14 protein-coding genes and 1 pseudogene are annotated in these 15,652 nt (G+C 62.1%); 3 read left to right on the top strand and 12 right to left on the bottom strand.

The window, feature by feature from the left end; all coding sequences use genetic code 11:
- Positions 1 to 38: 38 nt before the first annotated feature.
- The gene (locus JFV30_RS30115; protein ID WP_201125871.1) at positions 39 to 1,199 is read left to right on the top strand and encodes an AAA family ATPase; all 1,161 of its coding nucleotides are present in this window, start codon (positions 39 to 41) and stop codon (positions 1,197 to 1,199) included.
- Positions 1,200 to 1,296: 97 nt separating this feature from the next.
- On the opposite strand, the gene JFV30_RS30110 is transcribed toward JFV30_RS30115, so the two are convergent.
- From JFV30_RS30110 to JFV30_RS30060, 11 genes are all read right to left on the bottom strand, one after another.
- Positions 1,297 to 2,172 carry a transporter substrate-binding domain-containing protein gene (locus tag JFV30_RS30110; RefSeq protein WP_201125870.1) on the bottom strand — a complete coding sequence of 292 codons (876 nt, stop codon included), beginning with the start codon at positions 2,170 to 2,172 and terminating at the stop codon, positions 1,297 to 1,299.
- Positions 2,169 to 2,945 carry an amino acid ABC transporter ATP-binding protein gene (locus JFV30_RS30105; protein ID WP_010168881.1) on the bottom strand — a complete coding sequence of 259 codons (777 nt, stop codon included), beginning with the start codon at positions 2,943 to 2,945 and terminating at the stop codon, positions 2,169 to 2,171. The genes JFV30_RS30110 and JFV30_RS30105 overlap by 4 nt, the downstream gene beginning before the upstream one ends.
- Complete coding sequence (locus tag JFV30_RS30100; RefSeq protein WP_010168880.1) at positions 2,942 to 3,601, bottom strand: amino acid ABC transporter permease; 660 nt, start codon at positions 3,599 to 3,601, stop codon at positions 2,942 to 2,944. The genes JFV30_RS30105 and JFV30_RS30100 overlap by 4 nt, the downstream gene beginning before the upstream one ends.
- Positions 3,582 to 4,247, bottom strand: coding sequence for an amino acid ABC transporter permease (locus JFV30_RS30095; RefSeq protein ID WP_003211825.1), 666 nt, complete (start codon positions 4,245 to 4,247; stop codon positions 3,582 to 3,584). The genes JFV30_RS30100 and JFV30_RS30095 overlap by 20 nt, the downstream gene beginning before the upstream one ends.
- 647 nt (positions 4,248 to 4,894) lie before the next feature.
- On the bottom strand, positions 4,895 to 5,677 hold the full coding sequence (locus JFV30_RS30090; RefSeq protein WP_010168878.1) for a MetQ/NlpA family ABC transporter substrate-binding protein: 783 nt from the start codon (positions 5,675 to 5,677) through the stop codon (positions 4,895 to 4,897).
- 148 nt (positions 5,678 to 5,825) lie between these two features.
- Complete coding sequence (locus JFV30_RS30085) at positions 5,826 to 6,752, bottom strand: sigma 54-interacting transcriptional regulator (RefSeq protein WP_201125869.1); 927 nt, start codon at positions 6,750 to 6,752, stop codon at positions 5,826 to 5,828.
- A gap of 48 nt (positions 6,753 to 6,800) precedes the next feature.
- The gene (locus JFV30_RS30080; RefSeq protein ID WP_010168877.1) at positions 6,801 to 7,382 is read right to left on the bottom strand and encodes an alpha/beta hydrolase; all 582 of its coding nucleotides are present in this window, start codon (positions 7,380 to 7,382) and stop codon (positions 6,801 to 6,803) included.
- Between the two features lie 1,038 nt (positions 7,383 to 8,420).
- On the bottom strand, positions 8,421 to 8,822 hold the full coding sequence (locus tag JFV30_RS30075; protein ID WP_003218118.1) for an ExbD/TolR family protein: 402 nt from the start codon (positions 8,820 to 8,822) through the stop codon (positions 8,421 to 8,423).
- A gap of 1 nt (position 8,823) precedes the next feature.
- Positions 8,824 to 9,552 (bottom strand): MotA/TolQ/ExbB proton channel family protein, encoded by a 729-nt coding sequence (locus JFV30_RS30070; protein WP_177120271.1) that lies wholly within the window; start codon positions 9,550 to 9,552, stop codon positions 8,824 to 8,826.
- 51 nt (positions 9,553 to 9,603) lie between these two features.
- A complete protein-coding gene (locus JFV30_RS30065; protein WP_063033616.1) occupies positions 9,604 to 10,413 on the bottom strand; it encodes an energy transducer TonB in 810 nt (269 codons plus the stop codon).
- Positions 10,414 to 10,653: 240 nt separating this feature from the next.
- Positions 10,654 to 11,505, bottom strand: a complete 852-nt coding sequence (locus tag JFV30_RS30060; RefSeq protein ID WP_169386655.1) for a LysR family transcriptional regulator — start codon at positions 11,503 to 11,505, stop codon at positions 10,654 to 10,656.
- Between the two features lie 105 nt (positions 11,506 to 11,610).
- Between JFV30_RS30060 and JFV30_RS30055 the strand changes: the two genes are divergently transcribed.
- Positions 11,611 to 12,072 carry a nucleoside deaminase gene (locus JFV30_RS30055; RefSeq protein ID WP_201125868.1) on the top strand — a complete coding sequence of 154 codons (462 nt, stop codon included), beginning with the start codon at positions 11,611 to 11,613 and terminating at the stop codon, positions 12,070 to 12,072.
- A pseudogene (locus tag JFV30_RS30050) lies at positions 12,059 to 13,242 on the top strand (CynX/NimT family MFS transporter). The gene JFV30_RS30055 and the pseudogene JFV30_RS30050 overlap by 14 nt, the downstream one beginning before the upstream one ends.
- Here the strand turns inward: JFV30_RS30050 and JFV30_RS30045 are convergent.
- Positions 13,239 to 15,587, bottom strand: a complete 2,349-nt coding sequence (locus JFV30_RS30045; protein WP_201125867.1) for a TonB-dependent receptor — start codon at positions 15,585 to 15,587, stop codon at positions 13,239 to 13,241. The pseudogene JFV30_RS30050 and the gene JFV30_RS30045 sit on opposite strands and share 4 nt — an antisense overlap.
- Between the last annotated feature and the right edge of the window lie 65 nt (positions 15,588 to 15,652).

The raw sequence follows: 15,652 nt of genomic DNA, 5'->3' as shown, positions 1-15,652 counted from the left end.
CCCATACTCCGGGGGTTCCCACGCCGATAATTTTTCTCATGCTCAAGACCCTCGCGGTGGCCAATTACCGCTCGATCAACAAATTGGTGGTGCCGCTGGATCGGTTGAACCTGATCACCGGCCCCAATGGCAGCGGCAAGTCCAACCTGTACCGCGCCCTGCGGCTGCTGGCGGAGACGGCCCAGGGCGGGGTGATCAACGCACTGGCCCGCGAGGGCGGGCTGGACTCGACCTTCTGGGCCGGCCCGGAAAACATCAGCCGGCGCATGCTCAACGGCGAAGTCGCGGTGGAGCCCGTCGTGCGCCAGGGCGCCAAGCGCCTGCGCCTGGGGTTTGCCGCCGAGGACTTCAGCTACGCGATCTCCCTGGGCTTGCCTGAGCCAAGCCAGTCGTATTTCTCCCTGGACCCTGAGATCAAGAAAGAATGCATCTGGGCCGGCCACGTGTACCGCCCGGCGAGCCTGCTGGTGCAGCGTTCGGGCCCGATGGTGCGCGCCCGGGACGGCCGCGCCTGGGATGTATTGGCCCAGCACACGCCGAACTACAACAGCCTGTTCGATCAGGTCGGCAGCCTGCGGGGTTCGCCGGAGGTGCTGCTGTTACGCGAAAGCATTCGCGGGTGGCGCTTTTATGACCACTTTCGCAGCGACATCGACGCCCCGGTACGCCAGCCACAACTGGGCACGCGTACGCCGGTGCTGCATCACGACGGTCGGGATTTGGCGGCGGCGTTGCAGACCATCCGCGAGATCGGCGACCCCGAGGCTTTGCAGCGGGCGATCAGCGATGCGTTTCCCGGGGCGCGGTTGAATATCGAGCCGTTGCAGGGCGGTCGTTTTGCCATCGAGTTTTATCAGGACGGGTTGCTGCGGCCCTTGTCGGCGGCGGAGTTGTCGGACGGGACCTTGCGTTATTTGTTGCTGGTGGCGGCGCTGCTGACACCGAGGCCGCCGACGATGATGGTGCTGAACGAGCCGGAAACCAGTTTGCACCCAGACCTGTTGCCGGCGCTGGCGCGGTTGATTATCCAGGTGTCGCAGCAGTGCCAGGTATGGGTGGTGTCCCATGCCAGCCGCTTGATTGCGGCGTTGCAGCAGGATGAAGGGTGTAATTCGATTGTGCTGGAGAAGGTGATGGGGCAGACGCAGGTGGTGGGGCAGCGGGTGCTGGATGAGCCGGCGTGGCATTGGCCCAGCTAGGCGGTGCCTGACAGGGCCAATCGCCGGCAAGCCGGCTCCTACAGTTGATCGTATTCCTCTGTAGGAGCCGGCTTGCCGGCGATCGCGGTCTACCTGATCAGCCCTGCCACTTCCCGCCCTCAACAATCACGCTTTCCGGCTTGGTGTCATCGCTCAGTTCCTTGCGAACATACTGGTCATACAGCTTGAGCAAATATTTCTCCTCGCCCAGCTTGGCCAGTTCGGCATTCACCCAATCGCGCAGTTCGATGTTGCCCTTCTTCACCGCCGGCGCAATCGGCGCTTCATCGCCCAGCTTCTGCTCCAGCACACGGTAGCCCGGGTTCTGCTTGGCCCAGCTGAACAGCACCAGGTTGTCCTGCGCGTACGCATCACCACGGCCTGCCGACAACGCTTGCAGCGACTCGGAGTTTTTCTCGAACTTCAGCAGTTTCCAGTCCGGGTGGTTCTTGGTCAGCCAGATATCAGCGGTAGTGCCGGTGGTGACGATCGTGGTGCGGGTCGCCAGGTCGTCCAGGCTTTTCACCGGGCTGCCGTTGGCCACCAGCGCCTGCACCGCCACTTTCAGGTTTGGGTTGGTGAAGTCCACCGCTTCCTTGCGCTCAGGGGTCACGGTCATGTTGGCGAGGATCAGGTCCACCTTGTCGCTTTGCAGGAACGGAATGCGGCTCGCCGGTTCCACGGCGACGAATTCGACCTTGTTCTCGTCGCCCAGCAGGTCCTTGGCGAAGCGGCGGCCAATGTCGGTATCGAAGCCGACGTAGCGACCGGACTCATCCACAAAACCAAACGGTGGCTTGTCGGTGAATACGCCGACGATCAGCTTGTCTCGCGCCTTGATCTTGTCGATGTAGCTCGCCGCCGCCGGTGCCGGGGTGGCCGCAGCCGCCGTCTTGGCGGGCTCTTCGGATTTATTGCAGCCGGCCAGCAGCGCGAGGCCGAACAGGGGGAATAACAACTTGGCAGTTTTCATAACAGCTCCAGTTCCTTGGTTCTTTTGGGCAGTGTTGAAACGAAGGAGAACTTCTCCAGGAACTGCTGCGCGCGTGCGGTTTGCGGGTTCGTAAAGAATGCCTCGGGGGTGTTTTGTTCGAGGATGCGGCCGGCCTCCATAAACACCACACGGTCGGCGACCGCGCGGGCGAAGGCCATTTCATGGGTGACGATCAGCAGGGTCATGCCATCCCGGGCCAGGCCCTGGATCACTTCGAGCACTTCCTTGACCATTTCCGGGTCGAGAGCGGCGGTGACTTCATCAAACAGCATCACCTGCGGGTTCATGCACAACGAACGCACGATGGCGATGCGTTGTTGCTGGCCACCCGAGAGTTGGCGCGGGTAGGCGTCGCGTTTATCCGCCAGGCCCACCCGTTCCAGCAGTTTTTCAGCCTGGGCGCGGGCTTCGCGGGGGTCGCGTTTTTGCACTTTCAGCGGGCCGAGCAAGATGTTATCGAGCACGCTCATGTGCGGGAACAGGTGGTAACTCTGGAACACCATGCCCACGTCCTGGCGCACCTGGCGCCAGTCGGTGGCCTTGTCCAGCAGCTCCTTGCCGGCAAACCGCAGGCTGCCGCTGTGGGCCACTTCCAGGCCATTGAGGCACCGCAGCAGCGTGCTTTTGCCGCAACCGCTGGGGCCGAGGATCACCACCACTTCGCCGCTTTCGACGCTCAGGTCGATGCCCTTGAGCACCTGCTGCTCGCCGAAGTATTTGTTGAAACCCTGGAACTCGATCAATGCGCTCATGCTTGGGCCCAGCGCCGTTCCAGCACCTTGGAGGCGGCCGACAACGGGTAGCAGATAAAGAAGAAAAACAGGAACAGCGCGCCGTAGATCAACACCGACTCGTAGGTGCGCTCGATGATTTGCTGGCCGACCTTGATCACGTCCACCACGCCGATCAGCACCGCGAGGGAGCTGGTCTTGATGATGCGGGTATAGACGTTGATGGTCGGCGGGGTCATGCGTTTCAGGGCCTGGGGCAGCAACACGTAGCCGTACAGCTGCGGGTCTGACAGGCCAATCGACAGACCGGCTTCGCGCTGGCCGCGGGGCAACGAATGCAAGGCACCGCGCACCACTTCGCCGACTTCACTGGCGCCCCACAGCGACAAGACCAGCACCGCGCACCAGAAGCTCGGGATGCTCAGGCCAAAGAAAATCGGCAGGCCGAAGAACAGCAAATACAGCCACACCAGCACCGGGATCGCGCGAAACAGCTCCAGGTAAACCCGCAGCACCAGGTTGATCGCTTTCGAATTCAGGGTGCGCAGCACGCCATACAACACACCGCCGACCGTGCTGAAGGCGATGCTCAAGAATGAGATCGACAGGGTTTGCGCAGCGCCCTTGCCCAGTTGCGGCAACGACACCCAGAGTAATTCAAGACCCGAACTGGCCATGCTGGAGCCTCCTTTCAAGGCGGCTGAGCAGCAGCGACAGCGGCAGGAATAACAGCACGCAGATCAGTGTGAGCACCGCGAGCATTTCGTAGGTTTTGTAGTAGAGGGCGATATAGCTTTTGGTGGTGTAGAGAATCTCCGGCACCGCCACCGCCGAAACGATGGTGGTTTCCTTGAGCAGGAAAATGAAGTTCGCAAACAGCGCCGGCAGACTGAGGATCCCGGCCTGGGGCAGGATCACATGGCGCAGCAGTTGCCAGTGGGACAGGCCGATGGACTTGCCCGACTCGATCTGTGCCAGCGGTACCGCCTCCACACCCGCGCGCAGCACTTCGGTCAGGTAAGCGCCGCCCAGAAAAGTCATGGTGATGATCGCCGCCCAGAACCCGGAGATGTTCAGCCCCAGGGCCGGCAACGCGAAGTAGACGAAAAACAGTTGGATCAGCAGCGGTGTGTTGCGCGCCAGCTCGACGTACAGCGCCACCAGGCGCCACACGTAAGGGGTGCGAAATACCAGCAGCGCGGCGTTGATCAAGGCCACCAGCATGGAGGTGCCGATGGCGATCAGGCCGACTTGCAAGGTCACGCCCACGGCCTTGAGAAACGCCGGCAGCGTGCTGAGGATAAATGCGTAATCGAAGGTCATCTGAAATCCCTGACGCCGCAGGGGTAATGCGGCGTTGGTGCGGTCCGGTTCAGCGTGGGTAACGCTAAGTAGCGCCGACTTTAAAGGTATAAAAAGTAAAATTTAAATACCGAAATAGCATATTGATATCACCCAAATAGATAACCTGCGGATTCGCGGTGCAGGCGGATGACAGCTACTGTTCCCGTGGAAGTAGGAAGGGTCTTTTTATCGGCGCTGCACTTCAGGGATAGGCAGCGCCTGGCCAGACTGATGGCCCATCAACAGGCGAGGGAATGAGCGATGAACGAGGCAAAACCGATTGACCCGCAGGAACTGGTGAAGTGGCTGGTGGCGTTGCGCAGGGCCATTAACAGCCGGAATGTCTGACCTGACGCAGTACCAAATGTGGGAGCTGGCTTGCTGTGGTAAGCGGGCTTGCTGTGGTGAGGGGGCTTGCTGTGGTGAGCTGGCTTGCTGTGGTGAGCGGGCTTGCCCCGCGTTGGGCTGCGAAGCAGCCCCATCAATCGGTGGTGAACCCGACGGGGGACAAGCCCCCTCACCACAGCAAGCCCGCTCCCACATTTCGATTGTGTTCCAGCAATAAAAAACGCCGACGCTATAAAAGCCGTCGGCGTTTAAACCTTGAAGGAGGTTTTGGGGCTCGATCAGAACGCCGGCACAACAGCGCCGTTGTATTTCTTCTCGATGAAGGCTTTCACTTCAGGGCTGGTCAGGGCTTTGGCCAGCTTCTGGATCGCATCGCTGTCCTTGTTGTCCGGGCGGGCAACCAGGAAGTTCACGTACGGCGACTTGGCGTCTTCGATGATCAGCGCGTCCTTGGCCGGGTTCAGGCCGGCTTCCAGGGCGTAGTTGGTGTTGATCAGGTCCAGGTCAACCTGGTCCAGAACGCGTGGCAGCAGGGCCGATTCCAGCTCTTTGAATTTCAGGTTTTTCGGGTTGCTGGCGATGTCTTTCGGCGTGGCCAGGGCGTTGGTCGGGTCTTTCAGGGTGATCACGCCAGCCTTTTGCAGCAGCAGCAGGGCACGGCCGGAGTTGCTGCCTTCGTTCGGGATGGCCACGGTGGCGCCATCTTTGAGCTCAGAGATGTTTTTGATCTTTTTCGAGTAACCGCCGAAAGGTTCGACGTGCACACCGATCACGGTGACCAGGTTGGTGCCTTTACCCTTGTTGAAGTTTTCCAGGTACGGCAGGGTCTGGAAGTAGTTGGCGTCCAGACGCTTCTCGGCCACCTGTACGTTCGGCTGTACGTAGTCGGTGAAGACTTTGATTTCCAGGTCCACGCCTTCTTTGGCCAGGGTCGGTTTGACCAGCTCAAGGATCTCGGCGTGGGGGATCGGGGTAGCGGCAACCACCAGTTTCTCGTTGGCCTGGGCGAAGCTTGCAGTCAGGGCAGCCGCCAGTGCGGTAAACAACAGAACCTTTTTCATGCAGTGTCCTTATCGAAAATCCGGGTCGTCTGTGACGGCCGCTTTTTTAGTGGATGCCAGCGAAGTGCTATCGCGGCGTGGAGCGGACAATACCGAGGTTTTTTATTCCAGAACAATACTTTTTATTCACTTTGATATTCCATTTCGTTCATACAGACGCCAACCCTTCCAGTAGACGCTTCAGCGCACTGCGCTCGGCCTCGGTGCCGCTGCTGAGGATCTGCCGCGCCTGATGTTCGATCTGCGCCACCGAGGGCAGCGGCAGGTTCAAATGCTCAGGCAGAATCTCGTCGCCACTGCTGACCAGCAGGGCAAAGTGAATCACGTTCTCCAACTCCCGGGTGTTGCCGGGCCAGCTGTGATGCTCCAGCACGCGCTGGGCTTCGTCGCTGATCAGCGGCACCGGCAGGTCGAGACGCTGGCTGTAGATGCCGAGGAAATACTCTGCCAGTGACAGGATGTCGCCCACCCGCTCGCGCAGTGCCGGCAACTCCAACTGGCCTTCGCTGAGGTAATGGAACAAGCGCTCGTGGAACTTGCCGGCCGCCACGGCCTGGGCGAGGTCGATGCTGGTGGCCGCCACCAGGCGCACATCCACCGGGCTTGGCTGATGGGCACCGACGCGGGTGACTTCGTGGTTTTCCAGCGCCGCCAGCAACTTGACCTGGATCGGCAACGGCAAGTCGCCGATTTCATCCAGGTACAAGGTGCCGCCGTTGGCCGAGCCAAACCAACCGGCCCGGCTGCTGGCCGCGCCGCTGTGGCTGCCGGCGGCATAGCCGAACAATTCGGCGTCGGCGTACGTCGGGCTGATGGCGCCGCAATTGACCGAGACAAACAAACCGGTGCGGTCGCTGCCACGGTGGATGTGGCGCGCGAGTAATTCCTTGCCGCTGCCGGTTTCACCGCGGATCAGTACGGGCAAGGCACGGGGGGCGAGGTTTTCGAGGTCTTCACGCAATTGACGCGAACGCGGGTCGACAAACACCAGCGCCTTGGCCCGGATGCTCAGGGGGCTTTTTTCGGCGTCGGGGAAGGTCAGCAGTGGCTGACCGAAGGTTTCATGCAGGCTCATGGCAGACTCCCGCCCCATCCACGAAGGGGAAGGGGCGTTTAAAAAATTTTATGCACGGCGCCGGGAGTGATGTTCCAGGCGATTTTGCAGGCGATAGAGGTAGGCGAAGCCCTGTTCCCAGCGTTGATGGCCGGACTTCACATTGATGTGCCCGGCGCCCGCGAGGATCCCCGCTTCGGCGCCCCAGTTACGCGCCAGTTCAAGGGCGCGGGTGGCGCTGACGGCGCTGTCGTTGTCGGAGCTGACGACCTGGCTGGGAAACGGCAACAGGTCACTGGGGATTGGCGCAAAGTTACGCAGGGCGGGTGCGCAGGCGGGACGTTCGACATCGGCCGGGGCCACCAGCAGGGCGCCGCGTACCTGACGCAGAAACTGCACCGGTGCGGTGGCCGCCCAATGGGCAACGGTGATGCAGCCCAGGCTGTGGGCAATCAGAATCACCGGGGTGCTGTCGGCGGCAATGGCTTCGGCCAGTGCTGCCACCCAGTCTTCGCGGCGCGGGGTGAGCCAGTCGGCCTGCTCCACGCGTGCGCTGTTGGGCAGGCTGTTCTGCCAATGACTTTGCCAATGATCTTCTGGCGATCCTTGCCAGCCCGGCACGATCAGATAACGAATCGACTCGCTGTGCATGGGTGTGCCCTCCTGCAGCGTTTAACGTTGTGGGTCAGTATAGGCACGAGGTATATATTCGTTAAGGAATAAGAAGCTATTTATTAATAACCAAAATGTTGGTTTGAGGGTGGTGTGGGGGTTTAGGGGTTGAGGGTACATATCCGTTTCTTTGGTAACGGCTGCCTATGGTTTCGCTCTTACAGCGACTCACTTTGGAAAAGCCCCAAAGTAAGCAAAGGGCTCTGCCCCGCCTGTCGGCACCTCGCTAAGGCTCGGTGTTCCCTCACTCCGGCATTGCTCCGCGGGCCGCCGCGACGGGGCGTCCCTGCCCCGTCGCGGCTAAACCGGCGTCCTGCCGGTTTACCCGCTCCTCAATCCCTGCGTTCGGCCTCGGGCTGAATGGGGCAGTCAGATCAAGATCAAAATCTACAGCACAGCGGCCTACAGGCCGGCTTGAGTGGTAGAAGCCAGATCAAAAGCCAAAGCCAAAGCCAAATCTGAAACTGCTGCAGCTCTGCTTTTCTGTGGGAGCTGGCTTGCCTGCGATGCAGACACCTCGGTTTTTCAGATGCACCGAGGCGATGCTATCGCAGGCAAGCCAGCTCCCACATTTGACCGTGCTCGCTGTAGATTTTGATCTTGATGTTGCCTTTGCTTCACACCACTCAAGCCGGCCTGTAGGCCGCTGTGCCGTTGATCTGCTTTTGATCTTGATCTTAGGCGCCCCGTTAAACCACGCTGGCCGAACGCAGGCTTTGGAGCGTGGGTAACCCGGCAGGACGCCGGGTTAGCCGCGCTGGGCCAAGGATGGCCCATCGCGGCGGCCCACGGTCCAAAGCCGGAGTGAGGGCACACCGAGCCCAAGCGAGGTGCCGAGTGGTGGGGCAAGAGCGTTTTGCTTACTTTTGCGCTGTTCAAAAGTGAGCCGCTGTAAGAGCGGAACCAATAGCCGCCATTACCTAAATAACGGATATACACACCACCCCAAACCAAAGGCAAAAAAAAGGCCGCACCCTGCCAAGGAGACGGCCAAAAAAATTGTCGAGGCATTTGAAACTAACGTGCAGTAATCACCGACAGCTTGGTAATCCCTGCGCGCTCGATAGACGCCATGGCTCGCGCCACTTCGCCATAGTTCACTCCATCATCAGCCTGCAGTTGCACCCGAACGTCCGGGTCCTTGGCCTTGGCCGACTGCAGGTTGAATTCCAGCAGGTCCGGCTGGATTTCATCCTTGTTGATAAACAGTTTGCCGGCCGCATCAATGCTCACCACCAGCGGATCTTTCTGCTCCACCGGGGCCACCGCCTCGGTCTTGGGCAGGTTGATCGGAATCGCGTTGGTCAATAGCGGCGCGGTGACGATAAACACCACCAGCAGCACCAGCATCACGTCCACCAGCGGGGTGACGTTGATCTCGCTCAGCACCTCATCACTGTCTTGCGTGGAGAAGGCCATCTCAGGACGCCTCCTTCACTTTTTGCGCGCCGCCCTGGGCACCACCAGCCTTGCTCAGCGTCGGGTGCAGCAGCACGCGGAAGGAGTTCTTCTGCGCCAGGCTGTAGAAGTCGTGGGCGAAGTCATCCAGATCGGCGGCGGTGAGTTTCAGGCGACGCAGGAAGTAGTTGTAGACCAGCACCGCCGGCACCGCGACGGCGATACCCACGCCGGTGGCAACCAGCGCCGCACCGATCGGGCCGGCCACGGTTTCGAGGCTGGCGGAACCGGCGGCGCTGATGCCTTTCAAGGCTTCCATGATGCCCCACACGGTGCCGAACAGGCCGATGAACGGCGAGGTGCTGCCGATACTCGCGACCACGGCCAGACCGGTTTCCAGGGAGCGGCGCTCACGTACGATTTGTTGGCGCAGGGCACGTTCGAGGCGGTCCTGATGGTTGATCGCCTGGCTCAAGTCCGCGGCGTGTGGCGCGTCACCGACCTGGATCGCGGCGTAACCGGCCTGGGCCACGCGGGCAGCGGCGCCGGGTTTGGTTTCGGCGAGTTCTGCGGCCGAATCAAGACTCGATGCCGCCCAGAACTGTTTGTGGAATTTGCGATCCTGGGACTTGAGGCGGCCGAACTGGACGCCCTTGAGCAGGGCCAGGCCCCAGGTGGCGACCGAAAAGACCACCAGCAGCCAGATAACCGCGCTTTCGATGGATTCAGTTGGAGATGCTAATGCCATGATGTTTTCCCTCTGTGCAGGTCGCGATGTGTCCAACACACCGCATCCCAATAATTAATGAATCTTGAAATCGATCGGTACGCTGACCCAGCCGTCCTGGGCCACATCGCCCTGCTTGGCCGGTACAAAACTCCAGCGCTTCACGGCAGCCAGTGCGGCTTCGTCGAGTTGCTGGCGACCACTGCTCTTCTGGATCTGGATCTCACCCGGTTTGCCGGTGGCCAGTACATGCACCCGCAACAACACCGTGCCTTCCCAACCCCGGCGCTGGGCCAGTGACGGGTATTCGGGCGCCGGGTTCTTCAGGTACGCGGCGTTGGCCGAGGCCGGCGTTACCGGCGCTGGCGCAGGCGGTGCCGGGGCTGGAGCCGGTGGCGCAGGTACGGGCGGCGCGGGCGGTTGCTCCGCCACCGGTTTCGGTGCGGGCTTGGGCACGGGCTTTGGTACCGGCTTGGGTTTCGGAATCTTTTTCGGCGCCGGCTTGGCGGCCAGCTCATCGACCACCGGTGGCGGTGGCTCGACGACCGGTGGCGGCGGCGGTGGCGGCACTGGCGGTGGCGGCTCCACAACCGGCGGCGCCGGCTGGGAAAATTCGATCGTCATCGGCGGAATTTCCGGCGGCACAATCGGCAGCACCGGGGTTGGCTTCTGGCTGACCCAATAGATCACCGCGCCATGCAAGGCCAGCGCGAGAATCCCCAACAGGATCGCTTCACGCCGACTCAACACACCCTTGGGGGTTTTCTGCGTACGCAACTGCCCCAACGGCGCGCGATGCGGCCGGCCAAGGTCGACCAACTCACCACCCGGTGCGTGGCGCCACTGCGCCTCTTGTGCACTGGCGGCGGTCTGGACATTGCCCATTGATTAACTCCCCTGCGGTCTTAAGCAAAAAAACCGACGGGCCTGCCTTGGCGGCCGTCGAGGGGTGAATCATCGGGGGCAGACGCTTATCTCTTAAAGTAATCTTTAAAGTTATGGATAGATCCAAAGTGAATAACCGAAACATCCGGATACGCCGAAGCCACGGCCTGCGCGGCCTGGCGCCGAGGGGCTAAATCTGAATGCTTTTGAGGCATACAAAATATTCCCTAAAGGCATGGCTCAGCGCGGGTTACTGGCACATAAATCCAGCAGTTGGCTCAACAATGCCTGCCCCGCCGCACCCAGGCCGTTACGGCCATACAGCGCCAGCCGCACGCCCTGCACGGCCGGCAAACCGCTGTCCGCGCCCAACACCACATGCCCGGGCTGCACCACCCGCACCGGCAGCAGGCTGATCCCCAGCCCCGCCGCCACCGCCGAGCACACGCTGGCCAGGCTCGCGCTGGAATAACCGATGCGCCAGCGCCAGCCGCCCACCTCCAGGTGATGCAGCATTTCATTGCGGTACAGACCGCCTGCGGGAAATGCCACCAGCGGCAGCGGATCACGCCCCAGGGACGGCGCACTGCGGCTGTCGACCCAGCACAACGGCTCCGGCCAGGACGCCAGGCAGTCATCGCTGTCGCCCATTTGCTTGACCAGCAGCACGTCAAATTCACCGCCGCGATAAGCCCGCAGCAACTCGGGCCCCAAGCCGCTGGTGACCTCCAGCCGCACCCGTGGATAAGCCTGCACAAACGCCGACAACAACGGCATCAGACGCTCGGCCGCAAAATCCTCGGGCACCGCCAGGCGCAGCACACCGTCGCTCTGCTGGTTGATCAGCACGTCGGCCGCCTCTTCGTGCAGCGCCAGGATGCGCCGCGCATACGCCAGCAACCGCTCGCCTTCCACCGTGGCCACCACGCGGCGCTGATCCCGGTCGAGCACCTGGCTGCCCAACGCCTCTTCCAGGCGGCGGATCTGTTGGCTGACCGTGGACTGGGTCAAATGCAGGCGCTCGGCCGCGCGGGTGAAATTGCCGCAATCAACCACGGCGACAAAACTGCGCAATAACACGGGATCGAACATGGGCTCACCATTCCATTTGCCACTGATTGGCATGGTTATATTTAATTTCAGAATACCCCTACGGCTGCCCATACTTCACGCCTCAATGCGCACGAGGGGTTTTGCATGACTGACGATCAACGGCACCTGCACCACGCCGTGCAACTGGCCCAGGCCAACGTAGCCGCCGGTGGCCGCCCGTTTGGCGCCGTACTGGTGCGCGACGGCGAGGTGCTGGTGGAAGCGGTCAACGAAATCCACTTGACCCAGGACCCCACCGCCCACGCCGAGATGCTCGCCATCCGCGCCGCCAGCCGACAACTCGGCCCGCGCCTGGAAGGCTGCGTGATCTACGCCAGCGGCCAGCCCTGCCCGATGTGCCTGAGTGCGATGTACCTGTGCGGGGTATCCCGCGTGGTATTCGCCGCCAGCAACGAAGTGGCGGCGCCGTTTGGCCTGTCCACAACCGCGATCTACCAGCAACTGTCGCTGCCGCTGGCGGAGCAAAAGTTGCCCGTACAGCACCTGCCGCAGGCGGCGATGCAGGCCCTTTACGCGCAATGGAAGGCCCTGCGTGACGCTGAATAATTCGGTCGCCGGCAAACTCGCCGGCTGGGGCTTGCTGGTGGTGCTGGGGCTGAACCTGCGACCCATCCTCAGCTCCATCAGCCCGTTGCTGGGGGAAATCCGCCTGGCCACCGGCCTGAGTTTCCAGAGCAGCGCCCTGCTCACCAGCCTGCCGGTGATCTGCATGGGCCTGGTGGCATTGGTGGGTGTGCGCCTGGAGGCCAAGCTGGGGGAACGTCGCGGGATTGCCCTCGGCCTGATGATGATTCTGCTGGCGTGCCTGGCGCGCTGGCTGTTTGGCCAGGCGCCGGCACTGCTGGCCACGGCGCTGTTCGGCGGTGCGGGTGTGGCGCTGATCCAGGCATTGGTGCCGGCGATGATCAAGCGCCAGTTTCACCAGCGCGTGCCATTGGCGATGGGGGTTTACTCGGCGTCGCTGATGGGCGGCGGTGGGTTGGCGGCGCTGCTCAGCCCGCTCGTGGCGGGGCACTTCCAGCAGTGGCAGGCGGGGCTTGGGATCTGGTTGCTACCGGCGCTGGGCGCGTTGTTGCTGTGGGCCTGGCTGCCATTGGGCGCGGCAAAAAACCGCAGGTGACCGCGCCGTTCCAGGGCCTGCGCAACCGTCGCGCATGGCTGCTGGCGCTGTATTTCGGCTTGGTGAATTGCGGCTACATGAGCATGGTCGCGTGGTTGCCGGCCTACTACCAGCAACTGGGTTGGGACGTATTGCCCAGTGGCTCGCTGCTGGCGTTCATGACGATCTTCCAGGTGATCGCCGCGCTGTTGATGCCCGCATTGGCGCAACGCGGCATTGATCGTCGACCGCTGCTGAGCATCAGCCTGCTGGCCCAGACCGTGGGCTATATCGGCTTGCTGACGGCGCCGCTGCAATTCCCGCACCTGTGGGTGGCGCTGATCGGCTTCGGCCTGGGGGCGTGTTTTGCCCTGAGCCTGCTGCTGACCCTGGATCACCGCCGCGATCCCCGAGAAGCCGGCCAGCTGGCTGCGTTCGTCCAGGGCGTGGGCTTTTTGATCAACGCCATTTCGCCGTGGCTGACCGGCTGGCTGCGGGAACTGACCGGCAGTTTCGTCAGCGCCTGGATGGTGCTGACGCTGACGGTGGTGGCGATGCTGATACTCACCCGGGTGTTCAGCCCGGCGACTTATCGCACCGCACCGGCTGTGGCCTAGAAGTCGTAGCGACCGGTCACCCCAAGCGTGCGCGGGGTGCCCAGCAGCCCTTCATACCCACCGTTACCACCGGTCCACAAGGTGGTGTAGTAGGTCTTGTCGAAGGCGTTCTTCAGCCACAGCGACACGTCCCACTGCCCTTGCTGGTAGTTGCCCCGCAGGCCGGTGGACAGGTTGACCACCGCGTAGGCCGGGATCTGCCCGTAATCGGAATCTTCCACCGTGCCCACCGCCTTGGAGCGGAACGCATAGCTGGCGGTTACGTAGGGTTCGAAGCCGTTATCGAGGTTCCACTTGTATTCGCCATTGGCGTTGGCAATCCACTTCGAAGCCCCCACCACCTGGTGACCACTCAGGTCGCATGAAGCCGGCGCACCTGGCCGCAGGCTGACTTCCGGCGGGCACGGCGCATCCTTATACGAGAGGTATTGCACGTCGTTGTACGAGCCGTTGAGGTTGAGCGTGAGGCCCTTGATCGGGATCAGCGTGCTCTCCACTTCCACGCCCCGTGAGCGCACCGAGCCGGCGTTGGTCAGGTACTGCACGCGGTTGTTGTCGTCGTAGGCATTGGTCTGGTAGCCGTTGACCTGGGTCCAGAACAGGTTGGCGTTGAGTTGCAGGCGGCGGTCCCACAAGGTGCTCTTGAACCCCAACTCGGCGTTGTTGGCGCGCTCGGTGCCGATCAACAGCGAGTCCGGCCCGGCCGTGGGCGCGGAGCCTACCGCCAGGTTGACCCCACCGGATTTCTCGCCATGGGACAAGGTGGCGTAGCCCAACACGTTGTCGTTGAAGCGATAGCTCAGGTTCAACAAGCCGGACGGGCTGGTGCTGTATTGGTTGAGGTCGCCGGAGTCGTAAGCCCCTGCTCGCCCGCGTCGTGCAGTGGCCGCCGCACCGGTGACTGCGTCGCCGCCAATGGGCGCGTTACGGGTTACCCAGGCGCTTTTCTGTTCATAGGTGCCACGCAGGCCGGCGGTGAAATCCAGGCGTTCGGTGAGGTGCCAGGTGCCTTGGGCGAACAGCGCAAAACTGTCGGTGCGGATATGCCCGTTGCCCACGCTGCTGACGTTGTTCAGGGCGCCCGTGGGCGTGCCGTTCCAGATGTCGGCCTTGGGCCCGTAATAGGCGAAGGATTTGTTGTCCAGGTCGGAGCCGAAGTAGTAGGCGCCGAGCACGTAATCGAAAAAGCCGCCGGTGGGCGAGGCCAGGCGAAATTCCTGGGACCACTGCTTGTCTTCCACCGACACGCCGGCGTTGTAGGACGCCGGTACGTTGAGGCCGTCGTCGTTGCGCGGGGTGAAATTCCACCAGCGGTAGGAACTGACCGAGGTCAGGGTGAAGTCACTGGGCAGGGTCCAGTTGGCTTCCAGCGAGGTGCCGCCCTGGAACACGGTGACATGCTGGTCGCTGTCGAGGTTGACCTTGCGGTGTGTGCCGTCGACCAGGGTCGCCCCCGCCGCTGCGGCCCGCGATTGATACAGGTTGGTGCCGTTGATGGTCGGCCCGGTGCTGTACAGCACGCGGGTGCCGGCGCTGGAGTCTTCTTCGTTGTAGTCGCCGATCCAGCGCAGGTTGAACGTATCGCTGGGCTTGTACAGCAGTTGCCCTCGAAAGCCCTGGCGTGAGCCGCCGTTGAGGTCGTGGCCGTTGTACTCGTTCTTGATGTCGCCGTCGCTGCGGGTGCGATACGCGGAAAACCGTCCCGCCAGGTCCTCGGTCAGCGGGCCGGAAATCGTGCCCTTGGTCTGGAAATAACCGTCCTCGCCCAGTGACGTTTCAATGCTGCGCTCCGGGGTAAAACTCGGCGCGCGGGTGCTGATATTGATCACCCCGGCAGTGGTGTTCTTGCCGAACAGCGTGCCTTGGGGACCGCGCAAAACTTCAAGCTGCTCGATGTCCATGAGGTCGAACACGGCCATCCCCGGCCGGCCCAGATACACGTTGTCGATGTACAGCCCCACGCTGCCTTCCAGGCCGTCACTGGCCGGGTTATTCCCCAGCCCGCGAATCGACACGCTGGACTGGCGCGCATGCATGTACGCGACGTTGACGCTGGGCACCAGTTGCTGCAAATCCTGAATCCGGTAGACCCGCTGGCTCTCCAGGGCCTGGCCGCCGATCACGCTCATGGGCGTGGGCACGTCCTGGGCACTTTCGGTACGCCGCCGCGCCGTCACCGTGACCGTTTCCAACTGGCCACTGGCGCTCTCACCCTTGGGCGCAGGCGCGGGCTCCTCGGCCGCCTGGCTGCTGGACCAACTGGCACTTCCCGCCAGTAACAGCGCCACGGGCAAGCGTTTCAGCCGCCAGGAAGAGGGAGGGACAGCGCGATTCAACAGGCTCATAAGCGGCTCCAGTGTCAGGAAATACGCTGGATCGCATATTCCTAAAGGCTATTTATTTATGTTTT

The sequence above is a fragment of the Pseudomonas sp. TH32 genome, from assembly GCF_016650855.1.
Lineage (GTDB): Bacteria > Pseudomonadota > Gammaproteobacteria > Pseudomonadales > Pseudomonadaceae > Aquipseudomonas.
The sequence above is the reverse complement of the archived record's forward strand: the minus strand, read 5'-3'. Positions and strand labels throughout refer to the sequence as shown.

What these genes read in the sequence shown, in the direction of transcription:
- JFV30_RS30100 (WP_010168880.1), bottom strand. Translation starts at nt 3,601, where the DNA reads ATGGCCAGTTCGGGTCTTGAATTACTCTGGGTGTCGTTGCCGCAACTG.
- JFV30_RS30085 (WP_201125869.1), bottom strand. Translation starts at nt 6,752, where the DNA reads ATGAGCCTGCATGAAACCTTCGGTCAGCCACTGCTGACCTTCCCCGAC.
- JFV30_RS30115 (WP_201125871.1), top strand. Translation starts at nt 39, where the DNA reads ATGCTCAAGACCCTCGCGGTGGCCAATTACCGCTCGATCAACAAATTG.
- JFV30_RS30075 (WP_003218118.1), bottom strand. Translation starts at nt 8,822, where the DNA reads ATGGCCTTCTCCACGCAAGACAGTGATGAGGTGCTGAGCGAGATCAAC.
- JFV30_RS30055 (WP_201125868.1), top strand. Translation starts at nt 11,611, where the DNA reads ATGACTGACGATCAACGGCACCTGCACCACGCCGTGCAACTGGCCCAG.
- JFV30_RS30065 (WP_063033616.1), bottom strand. Translation starts at nt 10,413, where the DNA reads ATGGGCAATGTCCAGACCGCCGCCAGTGCACAAGAGGCGCAGTGGCGC.
- JFV30_RS30090 (WP_010168878.1), bottom strand. Translation starts at nt 5,677, where the DNA reads ATGAAAAAGGTTCTGTTGTTTACCGCACTGGCGGCTGCCCTGACTGCA.
- JFV30_RS30095 (WP_003211825.1), bottom strand. Translation starts at nt 4,247, where the DNA reads ATGACCTTCGATTACGCATTTATCCTCAGCACGCTGCCGGCGTTTCTC.
- JFV30_RS30080 (WP_010168877.1), bottom strand. Translation starts at nt 7,382, where the DNA reads ATGCACAGCGAGTCGATTCGTTATCTGATCGTGCCGGGCTGGCAAGGA.
- JFV30_RS30060 (WP_169386655.1), bottom strand. Translation starts at nt 11,505, where the DNA reads ATGTTCGATCCCGTGTTATTGCGCAGTTTTGTCGCCGTGGTTGATTGC.
- JFV30_RS30110 (WP_201125870.1), bottom strand. Translation starts at nt 2,172, where the DNA reads ATGAAAACTGCCAAGTTGTTATTCCCCCTGTTCGGCCTCGCGCTGCTG.
- JFV30_RS30045 (WP_201125867.1), bottom strand. Translation starts at nt 15,587, where the DNA reads ATGAGCCTGTTGAATCGCGCTGTCCCTCCCTCTTCCTGGCGGCTGAAA.
- JFV30_RS30105 (WP_010168881.1), bottom strand. Translation starts at nt 2,945, where the DNA reads ATGAGCGCATTGATCGAGTTCCAGGGTTTCAACAAATACTTCGGCGAG.